General features: G+C 57.2%; 26 protein-coding genes. 15 read left to right on the top strand and 11 right to left on the bottom strand.

From position 1 onward, the window contains the following. The first annotated feature begins 20 nt into the window (after window positions 1-20). On the top strand, window positions 21-287 hold the full coding sequence (locus tag AC3IUE_RS20350; protein ID WP_489263504.1) for a ParD-like family protein: 267 nt from the start codon (window positions 21-23) through the stop codon (window positions 285-287). Next, on the top strand, window positions 284-1,075 hold the full coding sequence (map, locus tag AC3IUE_RS20345; RefSeq protein ID WP_056741846.1) for a type I methionyl aminopeptidase: 792 nt from the start codon (window positions 284-286) through the stop codon (window positions 1,073-1,075). The genes AC3IUE_RS20350 and map overlap by 4 nt, the downstream gene beginning before the upstream one ends. 13 nt (window positions 1,076-1,088) lie before the next feature. Here the strand turns inward: map and AC3IUE_RS20340 are convergent, their stop codons facing one another. Further along, window positions 1,089-1,466 carry a cupin domain-containing protein gene (locus tag AC3IUE_RS20340; protein WP_489263503.1) on the bottom strand — a complete coding sequence of 126 codons (378 nt, stop codon included), beginning with the start codon at window positions 1,464-1,466 and terminating at the stop codon, window positions 1,089-1,091. Window positions 1,467-1,486: 20 nt separating this feature from the next. Next, window positions 1,487-3,523, bottom strand: coding sequence for an oxidoreductase (locus AC3IUE_RS20335; RefSeq protein ID WP_489263502.1), 2,037 nt, complete (start codon window positions 3,521-3,523; stop codon window positions 1,487-1,489). Between the two features lie 135 nt (window positions 3,524-3,658). On the opposite strand from AC3IUE_RS20335, the gene AC3IUE_RS20330 reads away from it, so the two are divergent. The 6 genes from AC3IUE_RS20330 (at window position 3,659) to AC3IUE_RS20305 (ending at window position 9,543) form a co-directional block, all read left to right on the top strand. Further along, entirely contained in the window at window positions 3,659-4,318 is a 660-nt protein-coding gene (locus tag AC3IUE_RS20330) for a TetR/AcrR family transcriptional regulator (RefSeq protein ID WP_489263501.1), read from the top strand. Window positions 4,319-4,350: 32 nt separating this feature from the next. Next, window positions 4,351-5,190 (top strand): pyrroline-5-carboxylate reductase family protein, encoded by an 840-nt coding sequence (locus AC3IUE_RS20325; protein ID WP_489263500.1) that lies wholly within the window; start codon window positions 4,351-4,353, stop codon window positions 5,188-5,190. Between the two features lie 41 nt (window positions 5,191-5,231). Next, window positions 5,232-6,233 (top strand): ABC transporter substrate-binding protein, encoded by a 1,002-nt coding sequence (locus AC3IUE_RS20320; RefSeq protein WP_461998944.1) that lies wholly within the window; start codon window positions 5,232-5,234, stop codon window positions 6,231-6,233. A 154-nt stretch (window positions 6,234-6,387) separates the two neighbouring features. Then, window positions 6,388-7,251, top strand: coding sequence for an ABC transporter permease (locus AC3IUE_RS20315; RefSeq protein WP_489268900.1), 864 nt, complete (start codon window positions 6,388-6,390; stop codon window positions 7,249-7,251). Continuing rightward, entirely contained in the window at window positions 7,241-8,350 is a 1,110-nt protein-coding gene (locus tag AC3IUE_RS20310) for a quaternary amine ABC transporter ATP-binding protein (RefSeq protein WP_489263499.1), read from the top strand. Before AC3IUE_RS20315 ends, AC3IUE_RS20310 begins: the two co-directional genes overlap by 11 nt. 179 nt (window positions 8,351-8,529) lie before the next feature. Next, window positions 8,530-9,543, top strand: a complete 1,014-nt coding sequence (locus AC3IUE_RS20305; RefSeq protein ID WP_176471602.1) for a GlxA family transcriptional regulator — start codon at window positions 8,530-8,532, stop codon at window positions 9,541-9,543. A 73-nt stretch (window positions 9,544-9,616) separates the two neighbouring features. Here AC3IUE_RS20305 and AC3IUE_RS20300 read toward each other — a convergent pair whose 3' ends face one another. The 5 genes from AC3IUE_RS20300 to AC3IUE_RS20280 form a co-directional block, all read right to left on the bottom strand. Next, window positions 9,617-10,057 (bottom strand): hypothetical protein, encoded by a 441-nt coding sequence (locus AC3IUE_RS20300; protein ID WP_489263498.1) that lies wholly within the window; start codon window positions 10,055-10,057, stop codon window positions 9,617-9,619. 364 nt (window positions 10,058-10,421) lie between these two features. Further along, window positions 10,422-10,823 carry a nuclear transport factor 2 family protein gene (locus AC3IUE_RS20295; protein WP_056741842.1) on the bottom strand — a complete coding sequence of 134 codons (402 nt, stop codon included), beginning with the start codon at window positions 10,821-10,823 and terminating at the stop codon, window positions 10,422-10,424. 78 nt (window positions 10,824-10,901) lie between these two features. Next, window positions 10,902-11,660 carry an SDR family oxidoreductase gene (locus AC3IUE_RS20290; RefSeq protein ID WP_489263497.1) on the bottom strand — a complete coding sequence of 253 codons (759 nt, stop codon included), beginning with the start codon at window positions 11,658-11,660 and terminating at the stop codon, window positions 10,902-10,904. Window positions 11,661-11,823: 163 nt separating this feature from the next. Further along, complete coding sequence (locus tag AC3IUE_RS20285) at window positions 11,824-12,729, bottom strand: LysR family transcriptional regulator (protein WP_489263496.1); 906 nt, start codon at window positions 12,727-12,729, stop codon at window positions 11,824-11,826. Between the two features lie 123 nt (window positions 12,730-12,852). Then, a complete protein-coding gene (locus AC3IUE_RS20280) occupies window positions 12,853-13,953 on the bottom strand; it encodes an alkene reductase (protein ID WP_489263495.1) in 1,101 nt (366 codons plus the stop codon). Window positions 13,954-14,099: 146 nt separating this feature from the next. On the opposite strand from AC3IUE_RS20280, the gene AC3IUE_RS20275 reads away from it, so the two are divergent. Next, window positions 14,100-14,984: a LysR family transcriptional regulator gene (locus AC3IUE_RS20275; protein ID WP_489263493.1), complete on the top strand. Its 885-nt coding sequence runs from the start codon at window positions 14,100-14,102 to the stop codon at window positions 14,982-14,984. A gap of 338 nt (window positions 14,985-15,322) precedes the next feature. Beyond that, complete coding sequence (locus tag AC3IUE_RS20270) at window positions 15,323-16,198, top strand: alpha/beta fold hydrolase (RefSeq protein ID WP_489263492.1); 876 nt, start codon at window positions 15,323-15,325, stop codon at window positions 16,196-16,198. Here the strand turns inward: AC3IUE_RS20270 and AC3IUE_RS20265 are convergent. Both AC3IUE_RS20265 and AC3IUE_RS20260 read right to left on the bottom strand, forming a co-directional pair. Further along, the gene (locus AC3IUE_RS20265) at window positions 16,172-16,939 is read right to left on the bottom strand and encodes a metallophosphoesterase (protein ID WP_489263490.1); all 768 of its coding nucleotides are present in this window, start codon (window positions 16,937-16,939) and stop codon (window positions 16,172-16,174) included. The genes AC3IUE_RS20270 and AC3IUE_RS20265 overlap by 27 nt on opposite strands. Window positions 16,940-17,007: 68 nt before the next feature. After that, window positions 17,008-18,219, bottom strand: coding sequence for a diaminopropionate ammonia-lyase (locus AC3IUE_RS20260; RefSeq protein WP_489263489.1), 1,212 nt, complete (start codon window positions 18,217-18,219; stop codon window positions 17,008-17,010). Between the two features lie 139 nt (window positions 18,220-18,358). Here AC3IUE_RS20260 and AC3IUE_RS20255 point away from each other — a divergent pair, with 139 nt between their 5' ends. After that, window positions 18,359-18,835 carry an Lrp/AsnC family transcriptional regulator gene (locus AC3IUE_RS20255; protein ID WP_489263488.1) on the top strand — a complete coding sequence of 159 codons (477 nt, stop codon included), beginning with the start codon at window positions 18,359-18,361 and terminating at the stop codon, window positions 18,833-18,835. A gap of 33 nt (window positions 18,836-18,868) precedes the next feature. Here AC3IUE_RS20255 and AC3IUE_RS20250 read toward each other — a convergent pair whose 3' ends face one another. After that, window positions 18,869-19,759 (bottom strand): LysR family transcriptional regulator, encoded by an 891-nt coding sequence (locus AC3IUE_RS20250; RefSeq protein WP_489268898.1) that lies wholly within the window; start codon window positions 19,757-19,759, stop codon window positions 18,869-18,871. Window positions 19,760-19,895: 136 nt separating this feature from the next. Between AC3IUE_RS20250 and AC3IUE_RS20245 the strand changes: the two genes are divergently transcribed. From AC3IUE_RS20245 to AC3IUE_RS20230, 4 genes are all read left to right on the top strand, one after another. Then, window positions 19,896-20,735 (top strand): HalD/BesD family halogenase, encoded by an 840-nt coding sequence (locus AC3IUE_RS20245; RefSeq protein ID WP_046046563.1) that lies wholly within the window; start codon window positions 19,896-19,898, stop codon window positions 20,733-20,735. 152 nt (window positions 20,736-20,887) lie between these two features. After that, a complete protein-coding gene (locus tag AC3IUE_RS20240) occupies window positions 20,888-21,856 on the top strand; it encodes an ABC transporter substrate-binding protein (RefSeq protein ID WP_046046562.1) in 969 nt (322 codons plus the stop codon). Window positions 21,857-21,974: 118 nt separating this feature from the next. After that, window positions 21,975-23,093 carry an S-(hydroxymethyl)glutathione dehydrogenase/class III alcohol dehydrogenase gene (locus AC3IUE_RS20235; protein ID WP_489263487.1) on the top strand — a complete coding sequence of 373 codons (1,119 nt, stop codon included), beginning with the start codon at window positions 21,975-21,977 and terminating at the stop codon, window positions 23,091-23,093. Between the two features lie 92 nt (window positions 23,094-23,185). After that, window positions 23,186-23,569: a VOC family protein gene (locus AC3IUE_RS20230; RefSeq protein WP_415756848.1), complete on the top strand. Its 384-nt coding sequence runs from the start codon at window positions 23,186-23,188 to the stop codon at window positions 23,567-23,569. 319 nt (window positions 23,570-23,888) lie between these two features. Here AC3IUE_RS20230 and AC3IUE_RS20225 read toward each other — a convergent pair whose 3' ends face one another. Beyond that, window positions 23,889-25,325, bottom strand: coding sequence for an IS1182 family transposase (locus AC3IUE_RS20225; protein ID WP_489268896.1), 1,437 nt, complete (start codon window positions 25,323-25,325; stop codon window positions 23,889-23,891). Window positions 25,326-25,440: the final 115 nt, after the last annotated feature.

Genomic DNA, 25,440 nt, shown 5'->3' with positions numbered 1-25,440 from the left:
ATTTCATATTGGATTGAGCAGTGGGTATCGTAAAAATTTCAGAAGCCATGCACGAGAATCTGCGCGTCGCCAGCGATGCGTTGAGTCGCTCGATCAACGCACAAGCCGAGCACTGGATGCGCATCGGGATGCTTGCGGAGTTACATCCCAACCTGGACCACAGCGACATCTGCCGCGTGCTGATTCGTGCCGAACTGGCTGGCGGCCTCGATGTAAAACAGCTGTGCGCACTCGCCGATTTTTCGCAAAGCGCCCAGGTTGATGCAGCATCAGGAACCAAGCAATGAAGACCAATGTAAAGCTCAATACCCCGGCAGAAATAGCCATGTCTCGGGCTGCGGGCACGCTGGCCGCCGAGGTCCTGGCCATGATTGCTCCGCATGTCAAAGCGGGGGTCACCACCGACGAACTGGATCGGCTCTGTCACGACTACATCGTCAACGTGCAGAAAGCGATTCCGGGCAATGTCGGCTATCACGGCTTCCCGAAAACCGTGTGTGCATCGGTCAACCAAGTGGTCTGCCATGGCATTCCTTCGGCCACGCCACTAAAGGATGGCGATATCGTCAATATCGACATTGCCGTTATCAAGGAGGGTTGGTACGGCGACACCAGCCGCATGTACTTCGTGGGTGAGCCCGGCCCGGAAGCCCGACGTCTGGCAGAGACGACCTATGAAGCGATGTGTGCCGGTATTCGCGTCGTCCGCCCCGGCGCTACCTTGGGTGACATTGGCCATGCCATTCAGAAGGTGGCCGAAAGAGACGGATTCAGCGTCGTGCGCGAATACTGCGGTCACGGTATCGGCAAGATTTATCACGATGAGCCGCAGGTCCTTCACTACGGCTTCCCAGGCCAGGGCCTGAAACTGAAAGCCGGCATGATCTTCACCATTGAACCCATGTTGAACGCTGGCAAACGCCATGTGAAAACCCTGGCTGATGGCTGGACCGTGGTCACCAAGGATCACTCACTTTCGGCTCAGTGGGAGCATATGGTCGCGGTCACTGACGACGGCTTCGAGGTTCTGACCCGTTGGCCCGACAGTGTCGATGGGTATCCCGCCATCGTTTAGGCGCAGCGTCTGATCATCTGCGCGTATAGATCACCATCAGAATGGCCCCTTGTACCGAGCCCGCACTGTGTGCCGCGTCGGGGGCACGGCAACAGTAGTCGCCGACGTTCAGCGTTCGATCCTGATCAAAGAATGAGCCTTGCAACACGAACAGTTGTTCAAGCTCCCCTTCGTGGGTGTGGCTGGCGACATGCGCGCCAGGGTCGACTTTCATCAACAGGGTTTTTTCACCGCGCTCGCTGTCCTCGAACAGCGGTTTGATCCAGAAGCCTTCAGCTTTTGTCGGCAACCAGTCATCCATCGAGGACGAGTAATAGAGAGAACCTTCGATCGGCCCCTGAATGCCGTTTTTTCCGGCAATTCTCCACGAGGGTGTTTCATCTCTTGGCATGATTCTTCACCTGGGTTCGTTTACAAGTCCTTGACCAGTCTCAAGGCATCGTAGATCGCCGCGTGGGTGTTGCGCGCAGCCACGGCATCGCCAATGCGAAACAACTGGAATCTGCCGTCCGGGTTGGTCAGCACGTTTTGTGGGTTGCCGACGATCAAGTCCTGATGTTCGACCACGCCGCCGTTGCTGGAGACGGGTTTCAACTCGAAATACAGTTCGTCCAGCGGTCGGGTGCCATGGTTGACCACCACTTGATCGACGCGTCGGACCTTGCGCGCACTGCCATAGTCACTGTCGATGGTCGCCAGCAGATCATGGCCCTCGCGTTCGACGGCGAGCAGTCGGAAGGTGACGGTGAAGGTGGTATCCAGGGCTTGCAGCGAGCGCATGTAGGGCACCAGGTTCATCGCCATGACTTCCGGTGCGAAGGTCCGGTCCGGCGTCATGATCTCGATTTTTGCACCGCTTTTGGCGATGAACTCGGCGGCCTGCAGGCCCGCATGATCACCAGCGTCGTCGAACAGCAGGACATTGCGCCCGGGTTTCACATCCCCGGAAATAATGTCCCAGGCCGAGACCACCAGCTCATTGCCCGCAGAAAGAATCTCGGTGTGGGGCAGGCCGCCGGTGGCGATGATCACCACGTCCGGATTTTCGTCGTGGACGGTGCTGGCCTCGGCCCAGGTATTGAAACGAAAGCTGACGCCTCGGGCCATGCACTGGGCCATGCGCCACTCGACGATGCTGATCATTTCCCGCCGCCGCTCCGATTGCGCGGTGAGTCGAACCTGGCCGCCGGCCTGATTGGCCGCTTCGAACACCACCACCTCGTGACCGCGCTCGGCCGCCACTCGCGCCGCTTCCAGCCCGGCGACACCGGCGCCGACAATCACGATTTTGCGTTTCCTCGGCGCCTTGGGGATGTCATGGGGCAGGGTGGTTTCACGGCCGGTGGCCGGGTTGTGGATGCAATAGGCCGCACCGCCCTGGTAGATCCGGTCCAGGCAATAGTTGGCGCCGACACAGGGGCGAATATCCTCTTCGCGACCCTCGATAATCTTGCGCACGATATGGGGATCGGTCATGTGCGCGCGGGTCATGCCCACCATGTCGATCTTGCCCGAGGCGATGGCATGGCGGGCGGTGGCCACGTCCGGGATCTTCGCCGCATGAAAGGTGGGGAAGTCGGTGGCGGCGCGAATCTCTCCTGCGAAGTCCAGGTGCGGTGAGTTGCGCATGCCCTGGATCGGAATCAGGTCGGTCAAGCCAGCGTCGGTGTCGATGTGTCCACGCACAACGTTAAGAAAATCCACCATGCCGCTGTCTTTCAAACGTCTGGAGATGTCCAGACCATCGGCCGGGGTCAGTCCACCGGGCAGTTGTTCGTCGCCGGTATAGCGCACGCCGACGATGAACTCATGGCCGACGCGCTGGCGAATGGCGCTGAGGACGTCGAAGGTAAAGCGCAGTCGGTTATCGATGGAGCCGCCATAGGGGCCATCGAGGTCGTTGGTCAGCGGCGACCAGAATTGATCCATCAGATGCCCGTAGGCTTGCAGTTCGATGCCGTCCAGACCCGCAAATTTCATCCGCTCGGCGGCGTCGGCATAGTCCTTGATGATGCGTTCCACATCCCAGTCTTCCATCTTCTTCGGGAAGGAGCGATGGGAAGCCTCTCGCTCGAATGACGGTGAGACCACGGGCAACCAGTCGCCCTTGTCCCAACGCGTGCGCCGACCAAGATGGGTCAACTGGATCATGACCGCAGCGCCATGTTCGTGGCAGGCGTCGGTGAGGTCTCTCATCCAGCCGACCACCTCATCCTTGTAGGCGAGGATGTTGTTGAACACCGGTGGGCTGTCCCGCGAAACCGCAGCGGACCCGGCCGTCATGGTCAAGGCCACGCCGGCCTTCGCCCGCTCCACGTGGTAGGCGCGATAGAGATCCTTGGGCATGCCGTCTACGGGATAGGCCGGCTCGTGGGCGGTGGTCATGATGCGGTTTCTGAGAGTCAGGTGCTTCAACTGATAGGGCTGGAGGAGCGGATCATTCAGCATCGTCAAGACTCTCCGGAAGAGGGCAAGGACCTACGTTGAAATTACGTTAGGGCGAAATGTACACCTGTGTCAACAAGCTGAACACAGGTGTACATTTTGCTTGCGCGGTGTCGGGTGAGCGACTAGGATCGAGCCATGAACGAACAAACCAAAGCAGTAGAAACCGGCTGGAGAGGGTCCCTGGAAGGGTGGCTCGATGCAGCGTATGAAAGCCTGACCGAGTGCGGCGTCGACACGGTGCGGGTGATGCCGCTGGCCAAAAAACTGGGGTTGTCGAGAACCAGTTTTTACTGGTTTTTCAAGGATCGCGAAGAGCTGCTGGCCGCATTGATCGAGCGCTGGCGGGTGAAGAACACCGGCAATCTGATCGCCCAGACAGAGTGTTATGCCGAAAGCATTGCCGAGGCGATGCTCAACGTTTTTGACTGTTGGCTGAACCCGGAACTGTTCGATTCACAGTTTGAATTTGCGATGCGCAGCTGGGCCTTGCAGTCCGCTGAAGTGGCCGAACATATCCGGGTGGCGGACATTGCCAGGCGCGAAGCCCTTATCCGGATGTTCGTGCGTTTCGACTATGCATTTGACGCCGCCGATGTGCGGGCTCGAACGATTTACCTGACGCAGATTGGCTATATCAGCACCAACACCCGAGAGGATGTCGGGGAGCGAATGCGGCGGATTCCCGAGTACGTGAAGATATTCACCGGCCATGAACCCCTGGAGCGAGAATTGAAACGCTTCTACTCCCGCCATGGGTATGTGATGGATGAAGTTTCACCGCCAACTCCTGATTGACCGCGACTTCTGACTGACGAAGGCAGGTTCAAATGTTCGACGAACCCACGATAGGCATTATCGGTGGATCGGGATGGCTTGGCCGCTCGATTGCTCTGGCGATGCTCGACAAGGCTTTTGTCCAGCCCGGTGCGTTGGTGCTTTCGAATCGCAGCGCCAGCAACCCGTTACCGAGTGCCAAGTGGTCACAGGTGTCGGTAACGCGGGACAACCAGGCACTGGTGGAACGTTGTGATGTGGTCATCGTGTCAGTACGTCCCGAGCAGTTTGTCGACGTGAAGATTTTTGCTGAAAACCGACTGGTGATTTCGTTGATGGCCGGCGTGTCCCTGGAAGAGGTGGTACAGCGTACTGGCAGTCGTCAGGTGATTCGCGCCATGGCCAACGCCGCCGCGGAGATCGGCAAGTCCTATACACCCTGGTTGGTCACGCAAGAGGTCACCGACGAGCAGAAAGCGTTCGCCCAGCGGCTGTTCGAAACCTTCGGCAGCGCCGATGAAGTCTTTACCGAACACCAGTTGAACTACCTGACAGCGCTGGTGGGAACAGGGCCTGCTTACCCGGCGTTGCTGGCTCGCAGCTTGTTCCAACATGCCGTGAGTAGAGGCTTGCCTCCCGCCATTGCCCAACGCGCGGCCAATGCGGTGGTGGTCGATGCCAGCCAGCTGATCGGCAATGGGCACACCGTCGACGAACTCTTGCAGGCGCTCATCAGTTACCGCGGCGTCACAGCGGCGGGCCTCGAAGCCATGATCGCCGACGGCTTCGATAAAACAATAAAAGCAGGTCTGGATTCGGCGGCTTCGGTCGCCAGTTCCATGAGTCCATTTGCCCATTCTGCTGACACGAAAGAAGGTCCAATGACGCGGTAGTTGGCCCTCCTTAACTCTGGCCGCAATCGAGGTTAGCGTTTATGAATATAAAGTCTTTCTCGAAGACGGGACTTGCACTGGGGATTGTTGCCTTCACGGGTTGGGTATCAGCGTCTGAGTGTGGTGATGTGACGATCGCCAACATGAACTGGCAATCAGCTGAAGTGATGGCCAATGTCGACAAGCTGATCCTCAATGCCGGCTACGGTTGTAATGCCGATCTGGTCTCTGGCGATACGGTTCCAACCATCACTTCGATGACTGAAAAGGGTCGGCCCGATATCGCCCCCGAAGGCTGGATCGACCTGGTTCCGGAGGTCGCGAAGAAGGGTATTCAAAGCGGTAACCTGGTTCAGGCAGCAAGCTCCTTATCCGACGGCGGTTCTCAAGGCTGGTGGATTCCAAAGTACATTGCTGACGCCCACCCCGACATCAAGAGCTTCGATGATGTGAAGAAGCATCCCGAACTGTTCCCGGCCCCTGACGACAAGAAAAAAGGCGCGATCTACAACGGCCCGCAAGGTTGGGGCGGCACCGTGGTGACCAGTCAGTTCTTCAAGGCCTATGGCTTCGAGAAGGCCGGTTTTGTGCTGGTGGATACCGGTTCGGCAGCGGCGCTGGACGGCTCCATTGCCAAAGCCTACGAGCGCAAGGCGCCCTGGTTGGGGTTTTATTGGGAGCCCACCGCCTTGTTGGGCAAGTACCCGATGGTGAAACTGGAAAATGGCCTTGCTGTCGATCCGGTGGAGTGGAAACGTTGCAATACGGTCGCCGACTGCCCTGATCCAAAACCGAATGGCTGGCCGATCGATCGGGTCTTTACCTTGACCACCAAATCCTTCGCGGCTCGCTCGCCGACCGTCATGGCGTACCTGAACAAGCGCGCCTGGTCCAACGAGACGGTGAACAAACTGATTGCCTGGATGACCGATAACCAGGCCACCGGGGAGGAAGGCGCCAAGTACTTCCTGAAAAACAACGAAGCGCTCTGGAGTCAGTGGGTCACGCCTGAAGCGAGCAGCAAGATCAAAGCTGCACTTTAATCTCTCGGGTCAATGCAGCCCGTTGTGACCGGCTGCATCGACCCCTTTGCGCAGACAACAATAAAAACACCCATGTATTGAAATGACCTGCCAGCGTTCTTACGGTCTTCTACGAAAGGGGAATGTCATGGAGTGGTTACTCAGCTTTCCACATATGGAGGACGAAAGACTCCGGGCCTTGAAAAAGGCCATCGACGGTGCCTTTCGCAATTTCACCAGCACCTACGGCGATAGCTTCGAGGCCTTTTTCCAGCCGTTGCAAGTGTTCCTTAATCAGTCCGAACGGTTCATGACCACGACGCCATGGCCGATCATCATTGTGCTGGTCGCCCTGATTGCCTGGTTCGCCAGCCGCAGCTGGAAAATTGTCCTGGGTTGCGTGTTCACGCTGATGGCTATCGGGTATCTGGACATGTGGTCCGACACGATGAAGACGCTGTCGATGATCTTCGTCTGCACGGTGATATCCGTTGTCATCGGCTTGCCGACCGGCATCGCGATGGCCCGCTCCAATCGTCTGCAGAACCTGGTCAGCCCGGTACTGGACGTGATGCAGACCCTGCCAAGTTTTGTCTATTTGATTCCGGTGGTGATGTTGCTGGGGATCGGCAAGGTCGCGGGGCTGATTGCGGTCGTGGTCTACGCCTTGCCGCCAATGATCCGCCTGACCAATCTCGGTATCCGCCACGTCGACGCCGAGATGATGGAGTGTGCCGACGCCTTTGGCTCATCCAGCTGGCAGAAGCTGAAAAATGTCCAGTTACCTCTGGCGTTGCCATCGATCATGGCCGGCATCAACCAGACAATCATGATGGCCTTGGCCATGGTGGTCATCGCGTCGATGATTGGGGTTCAGGGGCTCGGGCAACCGGTGCTCAAAGCCATTTCCAACCAATACTTCACCCTGGGCATGTTCAACGGCCTGGCCATTGTCGGTATTGCGGTGATCTTCGATCGGGTCAGCCAAGCCTACGGCAGAAGGTTGCAAAAGCATCTGGAGCGGGTCCATGGCCACTAATCTGACCAACGATTTCGGCATCGAAATCAAGCATCTCTACAAGATCTTCGGTTACCAGGCGCACGCCAGTATCGAACGGGTCAAACAGGGCATGAGCAAGGCCGAACTGCTGAGCAATCACAGTCATGTACTGGGCTTGAAGGACATCAATATCAGCATGCCGTCGGGGGGCATTCAGGTGATCATGGGGCTTTCCGGCTCGGGCAAATCGACCTTGATCCGACATATCAATAGATTGATCGAACCCACGGCCGGCGAAGTCATCGTCGGTGGCGTCGATGTGCTCAAGATGAGCCAGAATGATTTGCGAGAATTTCGCCGGCACAGAATTTCCATGGTGTTTCAGAAGTTCGCGCTGCTGCCGAACCGGACCGTGCTCGACAATGCGGTCTATGGGCTGGAGATCCAGGGATTGGCCCGTGGCAAACAAGAAGAGATCGCCAGGGGCTGGCTGGATCGGGTAGGGCTCAAAGGTTACGAGCGTCACTATCCCAATCAGCTTTCCGGCGGCATGCAGCAGCGCGTTGGCCTGGCCCGGGCACTGGCCAGTGATGCGCCGATCCTGTTGATGGATGAAGCCTTCTCGGCCCTTGATCCGCTGATCCGCATGGACATGCAATCGGTGCTCCTGGACCTGCAAAAAGAGATTAAGAAGACCATCGTGTTCATTACCCATGACCTTGATGAGGCGCTGCGCATCGGTGATCGCATCGCTATCTTGCGTGACGGTGAGGTGGTGCAACAAGGCACCCGGCAGGAGATCGTCATGAGTCCTGCCGACGATTACATTGCCAACTTCGTCAAGGAAGTGAACCGGGGGCGGGTGATCAGCGTCGAGGCCATCATGCGGCCGTTTGTTCGGGCGAAGGCTGGAGCAACGCTGGCGGTAACCATGGGGACGTCACTCGAGTCGGCGGTCAAACGACTGGTTGAAGCGGGACTCGACGAATTGGTAGTCACTGACAGTCAGGGTCAGCCGGTGGGGCAGTTGGCGCTCAAGTCCATTATTGCAACGATGGTCACCTCGACGGTGAGCGAGGAATCACAGGTGGTTCAGTTACGAGCCGCAGCGAAAGTGACACGGCTCGCCGAGGAGTAATCCTCTTGGTTTTTCAGTTCGTCATGGAAAACGGATAAGGACCCTCTACGTCACGGCTTTCAGCTGGCCTGATCAATCGCAAAAATGGCGCTAGTGGTTTTGAAACTTCTACAGTTAGCATTGAGGTTTATCAACGCACCCAACGACAGGTTGGGTTACGTAACCGAGTAGGTCGAACATTGATCGAACGACGCCAATTTAGCGGAGGCATGAAGGGGAAAAATCTCCGCTATCTGAATGAGAACCCCAACGAGAAAACTCAAATGGTTCGGGCAGGATTTCTGTTGCTTGAGCATTTCTCGCTGCCCGCATTCACGCAAGCACTGGATACGATTGTCACCGCGAATCTTCTGCGACCCGGGTTGTTCTCTTCCCGAACGTTCGGCTTGACCGATGAGGAGGTCATCAGTGACCTGGGCCTGGTCATTCGGCCGGATGCCCGTTTCGATTGTTCAGCGATCCAGGACCTGGATCTTCTGGTCATTTGTGGCGGTTACAGGACAGAACTCAAAGCGACGGATGAACTCATCTCCCTGTTGAGGGCTGCATCAGACCAGGGTGTCAGTCTGGCCGGGTTGTGGAATGGCGCATGGTTCCTGGGAAGGGCAGGCTTGCTTGACGGATATCGTTGCGCGATTCACCCCGAACATCGCCCCGCACTCGCGGAAATCTCCAAGGCGACGCATGTCACCAGTGAGCCCTACGTCATTGATCGAGACCGGCTCACGGCTTCCAGTCCCTCGGGGGCATTCCACATGGCGCTGGACTGGATCAAAGGCTTGCACGACAAAGCCCTCGTCGAGGGGATTGAGGACATTCTTGCTTTCGAGGAGTCGCGTTATCGGCGGATAAAACCGACTGAAAATGTCTGCGTGAGTGCGCCATTACGCGAGGTGGTGAAGCTGATGGATGCCAACCTCGAAGAGCCTCTGGAGTTGGAGCAGTTGGCCGTATACGCAGGCCGTTCGCGTCGACAACTCGAGCGCTTGTTCAAGGAGCAACTGGGCACAACGCCGCAACGGTATTACATGGAGCTGCGGATTACCGAGGCGCGTCGACTGCTCCAGCACACGGAGCTGTCCCAGGTGGACGTGTTGGTTGCGTGTGGCTTTGTATCGCCCAGCCACTTCAGCAAGTGCTATAGCTCGTACTTCGGATACAGGCCTTCCAAGGAAACACGACTCGTCAAATAGCACTGCTTCTTGAGTCTGTGCTGACTCGTGATTTGCGCAGGTTTACGACGACCCTTTGCCAATCATGTTTTGGTTACGGACGGCGGCTTGCCCGGTAGGTGTATCGCAAACCAATCAACAGAAAAAGGGTGATCAGGCCGAGGGCTAGCCCACGAGTAATCGCCGGTTTAACCAATGGCGCAGGGTTGTCTTGTTGGCAGGCTGCGCTATCGGCTTCCGCGACGGTGATTTGCCCGTTGTCTGTCAGGAGCAGCTTTTCGTCATTCAGGATCACCGCCTGTTGTTCCAGATCCAAAGCCTGATACTTCCAGAGCGTTGGCGATCCTTCTCGGCAATAGGTGAACGTTTTCGGGTTTGAAGCGGCAACGATACAAGCGTCGTTGATTCCCCGTTTTTTCAGCGTTTCAGCAGCCGACCTTGTGAAGTCCAGGTCGATGACGGGAATCATCCCTGTAGCAGTAGCCGCGACCGAAACCAAAAGGCTGCCCGCGACGCAGATTGTTGAAATTTTCAAGGTAGGGCTCCCCTTGTTGTTCATTTATTTTTTTTATTTGCGCGCGGAGCGTGGCCAGCCTGCTTTTAGTGAAGTTTGGCAATTAATAAGCCTGCCAGCTCTGGCGGGCGAAAGTCCCCAACCTTGGGGGGTGTTCCTGAAAGTAGGGCGGTCTGTCGTCTAGATGCTTGCCACAATCAACACCCCGTTCAGGTTCTGCATAAACGCCATGATCGTTGCCAGGCTTGCGGTCTGCATCCTGCAACGCCCATCACGCAAAAGATGCCAAAGCAAGGCGCGGGCCAATAGCCAAGTATTTCGACGAGACCGATGCGTTGTGTTGTTCGTCGCCGCAACAAACGACCGAGTGGTTGTTCGAGGGGCGTCAGCCGGGGAAGTGATCTCCGAACATGGGATGGCCGCCCGCGGAGCTTTCGCGCGTGGCCTCGTCCTGGATGACATCCCAATGCTCGACCATCACGCCGTTCTCGAGGCGGAGTATGTCGACCACGACCCAGTTCACCGGCTGGCCGAGGCCAGAGAATCGGCCGTGCAGCATGACGAAATCGCCTTGTGCCACCGCGAGCTGGCATTCGTAATGCAGGGTGGGCGATCCCGTGGCGACGAGATCGAACAGGCCCTCGCGACCTGGGGGCACATGAGCACTGTGTTGAATATAAGAGGGCGACCAGAAGTGTTCGGCCGCAGCCAAATCCTTGCGGTTGAATAGGGTGTCGAAGCCTTCGAGAACGATGGCCTTGTTCTCGGCGGGTGTGCGTGCGGTCATGGTCTTGATCCTGTTAGCAATATGAGGGCAGACGATCGCTGAGGCCGCCTGATGTTGCCAGTTCTGACATCGTCGCGGTCAGCCCAAAGCGGGCCCGGCTGCGATCATGTCGTTGAACTGATTGACCCACGCATGCTCATTCGGGCCAGGGTTGGCACGCATCGCCTCGGCGGGTGATACGAGGATTTCGTCCACGCCGCTCTCGAACTGCTTCATCGCTTCCGTAATGAACTGGTCGAGAGGAATGGCGCGCTCTTCCTCGCTGCTATCGAGCAGCTCGGTGCGTACCCAAGGCGGCGCGACTTCGACCAGTTGGATGCCATGTCCCCGCAGCAGGTAGCGCTGTGACAACGTGTAGGAATGGAGGGCTGCCTTGGTCGCCGAATAGACCGCCGTCACTGCCATCGGCACGAAGCCGAGAACGGAGGAGACGTTGACGATCACCGCATCAGGTTGCGCCTTCAGATGCTCGATCAGGACCGAGGTCATGCGAATCGGGCCGAGCAGGTTAGTGGTGACGGTCGACAGTGCGAGCGCATCGTCCACTGGCTTGTCTGCGTGATCCAGCATCATGACGCCGGCATTGTTGATCAGCACATTCACGTTCGGGTAATTGGAAATGAGCTTCTGCGCTGCCGCCTGGATGCTGTCCGGGTCGGTAATGTCGAGCTCAATGGCGGCCATACCCGGATTGGCGCCGAGCGTCTCCTGTAGCCGCTCCATCCGCCGGCCAGAGATGATCACCTGATTGCCGAGCGTGTGGAAGGCTTCGGCCAAGCCTCGTCCAATGCCGGAGCCGCCGCCGGTGATGAAGATAGTATTGCCGGTCATACGCATGACACTTCTCCTGGAAGGATGAAAATAAAGGCCGTCCAGCGCGCCGTCCGGATGAATAGATCGACCGGTGCGTCGTGCAGGGGGGTGACACTAAATTGGCAGCTTCGGCGGGATCTGATTAGCCACTCTTTTTCGCTATCTTCTATGCAAGGGATGCATAAACCTACAGGCCCGACGTGTCACAACCCTCAGCCAGAAGACTGGTTACAAGATGCTCGATCAAGGCGCGGCCGGCACCCCGGGTGCGTGAACCATGGGGGAAGTAGGCATGAACAGGTACGGATTCGGTCTCCCAATCGGTGAGCAGTGTGACGAGTTCACCACTTTCCAGCTCACGCCGGCACGCCCAGGCCGTTGTCGACGTGATCCCCAACCCAGCGGCTGCGGCTGCGACAGCGCCCTCATTTTCGTCGGTGGAGAAGTGAGCCTCGAGCTGAATGGTCCTGGTCTCTCCATTGCGTGTGAACATCCAGCCGCTCGGGACAGTCGAGGCTGGGCCTGCAACTATTCGATGTGATTGCAAGTCTTCCGGTGTGATCGGCTCTCCAGCGGCGCGCAAGTAGGAGGGAGAGGCGAGAATGAATCGCTTGATGGTCATGATCTGACGGCTCGTTGCGCTGGAATCCAAGAGCCGCCCTAGCCTTATCGCAACATCGATGTTTTCGCGGACCAGATCCTGCCAGTGATCGGCGAGCAGGACCTGGATATGCAAGTTGGGATGTAATGTCGCGAACGGAGCGATACGCGGAATGATTTCCCTGATGCCGATGCTCGTTGGCATGCTGATCCGGACGACACCACGCAGCTCGCCACCCCCGCGAACGCTCTGCTCAGCTTCTTCCACCGCTGCAAGGATGGGCTCCATGCGCGACAGAAAATCCGCCCCTGCCTCCGTGGGCACGACCGCGCGTGTCGATCTTGCCAAGAGCAGAGTGCCGAGATCGGCTTCGAGTTCGGCCACAATTCTGGAAACCTGGGATTGAGAAAGACCCACTTCGCGTGCCGCGGCCGAAAAACTGCCCAGTCGCGCCACCCTGGTGAAAAGCCTGTAGGTGAAAAGGTCCTTCATCTGTTCAGCACCTCCCATCAGCCAGTATGCACCTTGGGCCCGGCAGGTCCCGTTAATGAGGTGGATCAGGTTTTTTGGACAGCTGGGGGTACTACGACCCCCAGTTGCCCGCGGTGCGAATGATCATGCAGCTTCGGTATGGAAAGGATAGTCCGTGTAACCCACCTCGGTGCCCCCGAAGAACGTCTCGCGGTCGTATGGGTTCAGCGGCCAGCCCTTGCGCAGGCGCTCTGGCAAGTCAGGGTTGGCGATGAAGTGGCGGCCAAAAGCGACCAGGTCGGCATCGCCGGCTTCAAGGATCGCCTTGGCCGATTCACCGGAAAAGCCGCCCGCCGCGATAAGGGTGCCCTTGTAGTGCTGGCGGATGAGTTGGGACGCCACCGGATTCTGGTCCCGGCGATCGTCCTCGGCGACACCTAAAATGCGCGGCTCGATCAGATGCAGATAGGCGAGGTCCAGCTTGTTCAGCTCGCGCGCGACATAGGTGAACAGGCCGACGGGGTCGCTGTCGGACATATCGCCGAAATTGCCGCTTGGCCCCAGACGCACCGCCACCCGATTGCTGCCCCAGACGGCGATCACCGCTTCTACTGCTTCCAGCAGGAACCGGCTGCGGTTCTCGAACGAGCCACCGTAGATATCCGTACGTTTGTTGCTACCGTCCTGGAGGAATTGATCGAACAGGTAGCCGTTGGCCGAGTGCAACTCCACGCCGTCGAATCCGGCTGCGATACCGCGTTCGGCCGCGGCGCTGAAACTGTCTACCAGCCCGCGGATTTCCGCGATGGTCAGTTCGCGCGCCGGGGTGCCGGGTGTCCAGCCGGTCTCGGTGAAGGCGAGGCCGCCGTGGTCCACAACGGAAGGGGCCACTGGCTGGCCGCCGTCCGGCTGCAGGAGGCTATTGGACTGACGCCCCGCATGATAGAGCTGCAGAAAGATTTTGCCGCCCTTGGCATGAACCGCGTCGGTCACGAGCTTCCAGCCGGCGATCTGGCTGTCGTCATACAGGCCAGGAGCACCGAGGTATCCATTGCCATTGGGTGCGGCGATAGTGGCTTCGCCAATCAGCAGCCCGCCAGCGGTTGTACGCTGGGCGTAGTACTCGGCCATCAACTGGCCAGGGATGGCGCCCGGCTCGGCGCGCATCCGGGTAAGTGGCGCCAGGACGACGCGATGGGCAATTTGGTAGGGGCCTATTTGGATGCTCGTATGCAGTTTGGACATAACATCGATACCTATCAGTGGTGAGATGGGCGCAATGTAGGCGTAAAGTTCGTGAAGAAAAATATCCCGCGATGCCGAACATTTCGGATGATTTTTCCGTAATCCCACCTTGTTGGTGAGGTACTACCGGGCAAGCAGGAAAAGTGATGGAAAGTCTGAGTGGCATCTCAATGTTCGTGCAGGTTGCCGAAACGCGCAGCTTTACCGAGGCCGCCCGCCAGTTAGGGGTGTCGTCCTCGACCGTGGGCAAAACCATCGCTCGAATGGAAGAGCGCTTGCATGTACGGCTGTTTCATCGCAGCACACGCAGCATCACGCTGACGGCCGAGGGGACCCTGTTCCTTGAGCGATGCCGCCGCATCCTCAGCGAGGTCACCGCTGCCGAGTCCGAGCTGTCAGGTCTGGCGGGCAGTCCACGTGGGCGGCTTCGCGTGGGCACACCTCTACTGGGCGACCTGATGATGCCGGCCTTTGACGGGTTCATGGAGCAGTATCCGGAAGTCGAACTGGATATCGATTTTTGCGACCGCATGGTCGATGTGATCGAGGAGGGGTTCGATGCGGTGATTCGGACCGGCGAGCAAACCGATTCGCGCTTGACCGCGCGCCGCTTGGGTTCCTGCGCACATGTGCTGGTGGCATCGCCCACGTATCTCAAGCGGCAGGGTGTACCCGCTAATCCTCGTGAACTGGAACGCCATTTATGCCTGCAACACAAATTCCCCGCAACGGGAAAGCTGGAGCGTTGGCCGCTGCGGCTCGAAGCCTCCGAGACTGAATTGGTGCTGCCCGCCACGATGACGTCGAACACGATCGAGCCTCTTGCCTATGCCGCAATCCAGGGCAGGGGTATTGCCTTTCTGCCTGCCTTCCTGGTGCGCGAAGCGCTGGAAAGCGGCCAGTTGGTCACCGTGCTGGACGATTACATTGACCGCCAGGTCGTCTTCTGGATGCTGTGGCCGGCCAGCCGTTATGCCTCGCCCAAGCTGCGCGTTTTCATTGACTACATGAGTGCGCACTTGCGCATCTGATTCCTCACGCCTCAAGCCTTAGCTTGCGATTCGACGCAATAACTCGTCTGCGTTCTTGCAGACGGAGAAATCCCTGCTTAACTCTGAACATATGGTCAGTCAGTGACTAATTGGTCACGGTAACCATCGGAGCACCCTCGCGCTGTTGTTGCTTGTTCGTGTTGCCAGATTAAGCCCGAGGAGGCCTGTGCGTTGACGCTTGAAAATCACCCTGAGTTATTAATGTATTGGCCTGGCACTTCGCTGTCAGGTCCACGTGTACTGCTTTCTGCGATAGGGCCCTGTGGGCATCCCAAACGCTGTGCGCTTAGTCCAATGGGTTCAAGGAAGTAAATGTCATGATGCCGAAAACTGCCATCGTCGAGATCTGCGGGAAGTACAAGGTTTATACCGAGCACTATCTCAACACAGCCGCTGACAAGACCATCATTCTGGTCAATGGCTCACTGGCAACGACCGCATCTTTTGCCCAAACGGTGCGTTACCTGCAGCCGCGATTCAATGTGGTTCTCTACGACCAGCCCTACGCCGGTCAGTCGAAGGAACACAACCTCCACGGCCAACCGATCCGAAAGGAAGACGAGGCCGCGATACTGCTGGATTTAATCGAACACTTTGGTGCGCACCACGTGCTGTCCTTTTCCTGGGGCGGTGCGGCCACTTTGCTGGCGCTGGCCCAGCGGCCGCGACGAATCGAGAAGGCGGTGATCAATTCATTCGCAGCGCGGATCAATACGCCGATGCGCGATTACCTGGAGAGCGGCCTGAACCATCTCCAGGCTTGCGACCGCCTCGGTGTCGGTCGCTTGATCAACAGCACGATCGGCAAGCACCTGCCATCGCTGTTCAAACGCTTTAATGACCGCCATGTCAGAAGCTTGGACGAACACGAGTACAGGCAGATGCATTTCCACGTCAATGAGGTGCTGACCCAAGACACCCATTGCTATGTCGCCTGTGCCGCTGCCATCGAGATACCGCTGCTGTTTGTCAACGGCGAATGGGATGAGTACACCTCGGTCGAAGACGCCCGGCTGTTCGCCGATCATGCCCCTCAGTCCCGTTTCCATACCATCAAGAACACCGGACATTTCCTCGATATGGAACACTCGGCGGCCTTGCATGACACCCGCCAAGCCTTGCTCGGTTTTCTGGACCCGGCTTCCAGGAGGCAGGGCCGCGTTGCCTCAGATATCCAGGTCAATCACGTATGAGCCATTAAAATCCGGATTTTCATTAATGCCATTTTTTGCATAGCCCCGGGCGTTGCAAATGACGCGAGTTTTGCCTACCTGGTAGTCAAAGCTCCCATGGGTATGGCCATGCAGCCAAAGTGCCGGCTGCCAGACCTTGATTCGGTCTTCGAGGTCTGAAACAAAACTCGCGTTAATCGGCGAATTCTCAAATAACGGGCTTATGCTCAACTGTGTCGGCGCAAAATGCGAAACCACCACCGTGGGAGTGGTTCTGTCGCGGGTGAAGCAGTCTTCCAGCCAGGCGACGGTCTGTAAAAAAATCAGTTGGGAAACCGCCGGGCTGAACAGGTCTGGAAAATCGGGCGAGATTTTTATGTGGGTGAAGTCCCGCATGAGCTTCGTAGCCAGATCAACACCCTGTGCCCGATGCTCTGCAGAATCGAAAAGTCGATAGTCCGACCACAGGGTGCAACCCAAAAACCGCACGCCGTTGTGGAGATACTCCGAGCGTTCCAATACGTGGATCTGTGTGCCTTGCGACAACCTGTTCAAATGTTCGTAGGTAGAGATCAAGTCGCTGCCATAAAACTCGTGATTCCCTGCCACGTACACGATCGGAACAGGGCACGATTTGGCCCACTCAATGGCCGCAGCCGGTCGGGAGATGTCTCCCGCGAGGACGACAATATCGGCATCCACATCGGGAAAAGGTAACGCGTTGACGGACAAGTGGATGTCTGACAGCAAGGCGATGCGCATCGATCAACTCCTACCTGTTTTGAATGGCAGTCCATTCTACTGACAAGTTGATAACCTCCTGCCACACCTTATTTTCGTTGCAACCAGAGGTGCTGGCGTTCCAGCACCGATCGAGCCGTCTCTCCCACCAGTTCGCCGTAAACGGCAGGAGCGGTGGCGCCTTCGGTGCTGATGAGCAGAACCCGTGAGCACTCATCAAGGCCCACTTCAGCGGCCAGGTGGGGCGACTTGAGCAACTGGATCAACCCCGCGAGCCCGGCCACCGCCGACTCACCGGCCACCAGCGGAACGTCCCGATCACTGCCCCGCGCCAGCATGCGCATGGCGTTCACGGCGTCCTCGTCTTCAATCGTCATGAAGTGGTCGATGCTGGTCTGCAGGAACTTCCAGGCCAGGGGCGAGGTTTCACCGCAGGCCAGCCCGGCCATTACTGAGTCCACCGAGCCTTGGGTTTTCGCCGCATGGCCGGCGAGGGCGCTTTGGAAGAGGCAGTCGGCCTGTTGCGGTTCAACGACGATCATCGCCGGTCGTGCTGTGCCATAAAGCTCCCAGAAATAACTGGCGAGGCCAGCCGCCAAACCACCCACGCCGCCCTGAAGGAACACGTGAGTGAAGGCTTGGCCATCGGCCTGCTCAACGACTTCCGCTGCAATAGTGCCGTAGCCTTGCATCACATCCCGAGGAATGTCTTCGTAGCCCTCGTAGGAGGTGTCGGACACCACCTGCCAGTTGTGCTCGACAGCCAGCGCGGCGGCTTCTTCAACCGATTCATCGTAGTTGCCGGGGACTCGCACGATCTGCGCACCATAGGCGGCGATGGCCTGTTCCCGTTCGATGCTGACGTTGGCGTGCAGCACGATGACGCAACGGCAACCGACGCTTTGTGCCGCCGCGGCGAGGGCACGGCCATGGTTGCCGTCGGTGGCGCTGATCACCGTAATGTCCTTCAAGGCGTCGCCGTAGTCGCCCATCAGCAGGCCCCGGGGTTCGAAAGGGTGTTCGGGAAACAGCCGCAGGATTAACCGCACCAAGGCTATCGGTGCGCCCAGTGCTTTGAAACTGCCCAGCTGGGAACGGCTCGACTCATCCTTGATCAGGAGTTCGGCGATACCAAGATGGGCGGCCAGGTCGGGCAGGCTGAACAAGGGTGTGCCGGCGCGGTTGAGGGTGTTCCAGTTCGCCAGCCAGGCGCGGCTTTCGGCGGCTGTCTGAATGTTCAGGATGGCCTTGAGGTCATCGGGGTAGGGGATACGGCTGGCGTTAGGGTTGGCGATCAGCATCGTCGGCTCCAGGTGTCGGGCAGCGGAGTGAAATAATATCTCGCAACTCTCACACTCTTTTCTTGAAATTGGCGCCGTCGCCGCACTTCCATTACTCATTTATGCGATTTACATCAATTTTATTGCGAGCCCCCACACCATGAGTCTCGATGCCTTCGACCTGCAGCTGATTGCAGAAGTCCAGCAAGACGCTGGCCTGTCCCAAATCGAACTGGGCGCGCGGGTCAATTTGTCTTCAGCCGCCGTTAACCGCCGCCTTAAACGCCTGACTCAGGATGGCTTCATCAAAGGCACTGTGGCGGTGGTGGATCAGGAGAAGCTCGGCTACCCGCTGACCATCGTCGCCCAAGTCGAAGTGGAGAGTGAGCGTCTGGATTTGCTGGACGCCATGAAGCGTAGCTTCACCAATTGCCCGCAAGTGCAGCAGTGTTACTACGTCGCCGGGGAGTGGGACTTTGTGCTGGTGTTGGCGGTGCGCAATATGGAGCAGTACACGGAACTGACACGGGAATTGTTTTTTGAGAACAACAATGTGAAGCGCTTCAAGACGCTGGTTTCCATGAGCAACGTCAAGGTGGGGTTGCAGGTGCCGGTGGAGGAGGAGACCGGCCACTGACTATTTTGCCCTCGCACGTCTCGGGCTTTCTGGCTATGCATAGCCATTCTCGGATTTCCCAGCATGTTTAATCCAGCTGGTCAGCTCGGTGACCAGTTGATTGACTTCACTGCCTTCGGGCTCGGAGGGGCGGATAATCGCGTTCCAGGCGATATCCAGGCCGTCATTCAGGGCTGCCCATGCAAGCTCTCCGCGCTCAAGGCTGGGCGTCACCAAGTCGCGTTGCAATATGCTGATTCCGTATCCCGAGCGCACCAGTTCGACGATGGCTTCAATCAACTCCACGGTAATCATTCGGCGCGGCAAAATACTCGCGGGCGCGAAGAACCGGTCATATTCCCAGCCGCTTGCGCGGTCCGTTGAATACGTCACCAGGTTGTAGGTTTTGAAGTCTTCGGCATAAATGTTTTTCCTGTGCGCCAGTGGGTGATCGGTTGCCATGATCGCAATCAGGTCGTCACGGAAAAGCGGCAACTTGGCAACACCACTAGGCACCATACCGTCATCAATAATCGACACATCGAGCCTGCCTTGCATCAGGCTGGCATACACATCGTTACGGGGCACGGTCACCAGTGTTATTTCGATGTCTGGACGAAGACTGGAGTAATGCTTGATAAATTTTGGAATCCAGCGAAACGGCCCGTATGAGGTGACACCCATACGCACAAAGGCTGTGACCCCGCCTGCCATGGATCTGGCCTCCGCCTCCGCTTCGTTAAGAATCGCAATGATGTCCCTTGCTGCTCGCTCCAGGCGCACACCCGCAGGGCTGAGTCGCAACTTTCCCCCTGAACGCTCTGTCAGGGTCACACCAAGCCGGCGTTCCGCCTCTCGCATGCGATGACTGACGGCTGAAGGCGTCAGCCATAGACGCTCGGCCACAGCGGTCACCGAATCGACTTCCGACAGGGTTTGCAGCATCACGAGGTGATCCAGAGTAAGTCTCATAGGGCGCGACCTGAAAATAATTCACAAAATAGCGTAAAAATATGAGCGTGACTTGTTTTTGCCTCCGATGCAATCTGACTCCAGCAAGAGCCAACGGAGACCAATAATCATGCCTATGCTGCCTCTCACCCCCGCCGTAACCCTGGGCGATGTCATCGACCTTGAGCGTTATCCCATTACCGATCGAACCCACCCCGCTTATCGGGCGCTGGTCACTCATAGCCAATCATTGCTCGGCCAGGAAGGCGTCGCGATCTTCCCGGGATTTGTCCGTGATGAGTCGGTTGCGACGATGGCGAATCAAACGCTTGAACTGCACCCGCGCATGTTTCATTTCCGGGAAAACCACACGGTTTATTTCAAACCTCAAGAGGAAAGCGTCGATTCAGGGCATCCCCTGCGGCGTTTGATGAAAACCGAAAAAGATACTGTCGCCTACGCGGATATTCCTGCCGACAACTTGATCAGGCGGATCTATGAATCGGACGAAGTACTTTCTTTCATCAAGGACGTGTTGGGTCTGGACACGCTCTATCGCCATGCAGATCCGTTAGCCGCACTTAACTTGCAGGGCTTTACGACGGGACAGCAACTGGGGTGGCACTTTGATCGCTCCGACTTCAGCGTCACGCTGTCACTCCAGGCCGCAAGCGCCGGCGGGGATTTTGAATATGTACGCATGCTTCGTAATCAGGACGACGACTGTTATGACGCGGTCAGGCAATTCCTTGATAACCCCGACACCCAGCAGATAGAGGTTCTGCCCCAAGTGCCTGGAACACTGACATTGTTTCGCGGCCGCTATTCACTGCATCGTGTTACGCCGGTGGTGGGCGACAGGTTAAGACTCAACGCTGTATTTGCTTACGTGGATCAGCCAAATGTCGAGTTCAGCGACTATGCCCGTCAATTGTTTTACGGGCGTACCACGGTAGAGCCTTTGAATTAAGTTAACCCACTAACAATAAAGCTATTCACTCACTCCATCGCTTCACGTGTATGCACAGGCACCTGTCCACGTTAGATCTGATGGCACTCGCTTGCCTCTTTTGTAGCAAGCAAGAGCTCCCTGCCCCCCATAATGTTTCGGAGCGTCTGATCATGAAATACAAGAAGAACTTGCTGGCCTCGTTACTTACCCTTGGCTTACTCGTCGGTAGCGCTTCAAGTCAGGCTTCAGGGTGGTGTGAGTCAGGCAAATCGGTGAAATTTGCCGGTCTGAATTGGGAGAGCGGGATGCTCCTCACCGACATCATGATGATCGTTCTCAAGGATGGCTATGGCTGTGAAACCGACCAGTTGGTGGGTAACACCATCATTCTTGAGACCGCCCTGGCCAGCAACGACATTCAAGTATTTGGCGAAGAGTGGATGGAGCGCAGCGAAGTCTGGAAGAAAGCCGCGGCCGCCGGAAAGGTCATTGCAGTTGGTTCTCCGATCATTGGTGCAGTCCAGGGCTGGTACGTGCCGCGTTATGTGGTTGAGGGGGACGCTAAACGCAATAAACCCGCTCGCGCTCCGGACCTCAAGACGGTTGCCGACCTGAGCAAATACCCAGAGGTTTTTCGAGACTCGGAGGAGCCTTCCAAAGGACGCTTCTACAACTGTCCCGCGGGCTGGATTTGTGAACAGGACAATACCGAGATGTTGAAAGAGTACGGTCTTGAAAACACCTACACCAACTTCCGCCCGGGAACCGGCGCTGCACTGGATGCGGCTGTGCTGTCCAGCTATAAGCGCGGTGAACCTGTGCTGTTCTACTACTGGTCACCGACGCCGCTGATGGGGCAGATCGATGCAATAAGACTGGAAGAGAAGCCAGGGGTCGACAAAAACGTCATCACTAAAGTCGGACTCTCCAAAGCTTTTCATGAGCAGGCACCAGAACTGGTGGCGGTTCTGGAGAAGGTCAACATCCCCATCGATCTGTTGAATCAGAACCTGGCGAGGATGACCAAGGAACGCATCGAATCCCCCAAACTGGCCAGGATTTTCCTCAAGGAACACCCGGAAGTGTGGCACGCCTGGGTCAGTGAAGCCGTCGCGAAAAAAATCGACGCATCGCTCTAATCGGCAGAGGGGCAAGGACGCCTGTCCGTTGTAACGTCTCCCTGAACACACGCTTACTACTGAATTTTCTTTGCTTCTACAAAGAGGCGGCGCCTCTTTGCGCCCGGGAATTATGAATATGATCAAATCACGAGCTGCCGTAGCTTTTGCAGCCAACCAACCCCTGCAAATTGTCGAAGTCGATGTGGCTGCACCGCAAGCCGGGGAAGTGCTGGTGCGCATCATTGCAACCGGCGTCTGCCATACCGATGCTTTTACCCTTTCCGGTGCTGACCCTGAAGGCCTCTTTCCAGTCATTCTTGGTCACGAAGGCGGCGGCATCGTCGAGGCGGTTGGCGAGGGTGTCACCTCAGTGGCGGTGGGCGATCATGTGATCCCGCTGTACACCCCGGAATGTGGCGAGTGCAAATTCTGCACGTCCGGCAAGACCAACCTCTGCCAGAAAATTCGCGCCACTCAGGGTAAAGGCCTGATGCCAGATGGCACCAGCCGTTTTTCCTACAAGGGCCAACCCATCTTCCACTACATGGGTACCTCGACCTTCTCCGAGTACACCGTGCTGCCGGAAATCTCTCTGGCCAGGATTCCCAAGGAGGCTCCGCTAGAGAAGGTCTGCTTGCTCGGTTGCGGTGTGACGACCGGAATTGGCGCAGTGCTCAACACGGCCAAGGTGGAAGAGGGCGCCAGCGTGGCGATCTTCGGTCTTGGCGGTATCGGCCTGGCAGCCATCATCGGCGCCACCATGGCCAAGGCTGGTCGAATAATCGCGATCGATATCAATCCGGCCAAGTTCGAGATCGCCAGGCAATTGGGCGCCACCGACTTCATCAATCCGAAGGATTACGACAAGCCGATCCAGGACGTGATAGTCGAGATGACCGAGGGTGGTGTGGATTACTCCTTCGAATGCATTGGCAACGTCAATCTCATGCGCGCGGCCCTGGAGTGCTGTCACAAGGGGTGGGGCGAGTCGGTGATTATTGGCGTCGCCGGAGCCGGTCAGGAAATCAGTACTCGTCCTTTCCAGCTGGTGACCGGGCGCGTCTGGCGCGGCTCGGCATTTGGTGGTGTGAAAGGACGCAGCGAACTACCCAGCTATGTCGAGAGCGCGCAAAAAGGTGAAATTCCACTGGATATGTTCATCACCCACACCATGGGGTTGGAGGCGATCAACAAAGCCTTCGACCTGATGCATAACGGTGAAAGCATCCGCACCGTCATCCATTTTGATCGCTGACTCAACAGGTTTGACGAAGGCCGCCAGGGCGAGTCTCACCTGGGAAAAACTGCAATATCAACCACCGCATTTCTACCAAAGAGAGCACTAAGATGACCATTTTCACTCATGTGACCGTCGGTACTAACAACCTGCAACAAGCGCGCAGCTTCTACGACAGCGTCCTGGGTACACTGGGCCAAAAACGCATCGCCGATCTGGACGACAATGGCTCGATTTGGGGTGAGAGCGCTCCCTCGTTCTTCGTACTGAAACCTGCCAACGGTGCGCCTGCCACCGTCGGCAACGGCGTAACCGTCAGCTTCGAGGCTCCTAGTCGGGCCGCTGTTCAGGCTTTCCATGAAACCGCGCTGGCCAACGGCGGCACTTGTGAAGGACAACCTGGGCCACGCAACTGGGCTCCAGACGCCTATGCGGCTTACGCAAGGGACCTCGATGGTAACAAGCTGGCTGCGTACTGTTTCAAGCCAGCCTAAGCGTCAGGCACGACATCAACTGGGCCGCGTCATTCATCCTAATTACCAGGTGAATCTCCGTTGGTGTCGTCGTCACTTTCGACAGCCTGTTAGTGAACATGTCTATTGTTCGCGCAACAGGCTGTTTAGGGGCGGCATAAGGTCCAGGCTGTGTGAAAACGCACTGAATACGTCGAAAGTTGAGACCTACGGGCGTTGCCTGCGAAACCAGCAGACTGAAGCGCGAATTGCCCTCGTCAGGTACATAGGCGCCCGTAAATGCTGTTTGGGCCGCGTCAGTGGCCCAAACAGCCACTCACGGACGATCAGGCGGCTGGATTCACGCCCTGATCGCTTCAAGCAGTCCTGCGATGCCCAAGATGCTTATCATTCGTTTGAGGTTGTAGGCGAGCACATGAAGACTCATCTCAGTGCTCACCCTCGGCAGGGTTTTGGTCAGGAAGTGGGTACTTCCCATCCAGTACTTGAGCGTTCCAAAAGGATGTTCAACGGTCTGTCGACGAACCCTCATCATCGCTGGATCATGTTCTAGTCGAACCTGCATCGCGTCGACTACAGCCTCATGTTCCCAGCGCTTCACACGGCGTTCCTTACCCGTCGTACATTGCTTTTGCATTGCGCAGGACTGGCAGCCCGAGAAGTAGTAACAGTGCAACAACATGCCGTCTTCCATCGACGAATGCCGCCGGGTCAGCAACTGTCCCGCAGGGCATCGATACGCGTCCGATGCAGCAACGTAGATAAAGTCCTGCTTACCAAATCGGCCTTCGGCTTTGCTGCCTGATGTCAGGGGTTTTGGTACAAAGGTGGTGATGCCCGCCTGCTCGCAGGCAAGGATTTCCAGACCTTTGTAGTAGCCTCGGTCGGCCACCACCGTTAGCGTTTCAGCCTCGATTTCTTCACGCGTCAGGTTCGCCATATTGCTCAGTTGCCCACGATCATTACCAACGTTGGTCACCTCATGGGCAATGATCAAATGGTGCTTGTCGTCGACAGCTGTTTGGACGTTATAGCCAACCGTTCCAGTGCCTCGTCCGCTCGTGGCCATTGAGCGTGCATCTGGGTCTGTGAGGGAGATTTGCTGGTCTGGACTGTCGTGGAGCTGCACCTCGATATCCTTGAGTTTCTGCATCTGCTTTTTCAGCGTTTCGATTTTTTCTTTCAGCCGCTCGGCCTTGGCCTCGGCCACTTCGGGCGTTGCCCGATCCGCCGAATCCATCGCCGCCAGATAACGGTCAATGCTCTGTTCGATCTGCTGCATGCGTGCCTTCACTTTGCCCTGGGTGAAGTTACGGTCACGATTGTTGACGGCTTTGAATTTGCTGCCGTCGATGGCGATGATCGACTGAGAGAAGAGATTGAGGTTGCGGCAAAGAACTACGAACTGACGGCATACGCTGCGAATGGCTTTGCCATTGTCTTTGCGAAAGTCGGCAATAGTTTTGAAGTCTGGAGCCAAACGCCCCGTTAGCCACATCAACTCGACGTTACGCTGGGCCTCGCGTTCAAGCCGGCGGCTGGACTGAATCCGATTGAGGTAGCCGTAGATATAGATCTTCAACAACACCGCTGGGTGGTAGGCAGGACGACCCGTAGCGGCAGGATCGACGCCCTCAAAACCAAGTGCGCCCAGGTCGAGTTCATCGACGAAAACATCGACCACGCGGACTGGATTTTCTTCGACTACGTAATCGTCCAGGCACTCTGGCAGCAGCGTCACCTGCGTCCGAGTCTTACCCTCAATGAATCGCTTCATGATCGCCCCCGATACGATCTCGACGATCAGAAGGTTAGACAATCTGGGGAGTTTTTCACCAAGCCTGGGACCAATTGGTCGCTCACGACGGGCATAAATCAGCGAAGAGTTGACG

Source organism: Pseudomonas sp. GL_093 (genome assembly GCF_057837605.1).
The sequence above is the reverse complement of the archived record's forward strand: the minus strand, read 5'-3'. Positions and strand labels throughout refer to the sequence as shown.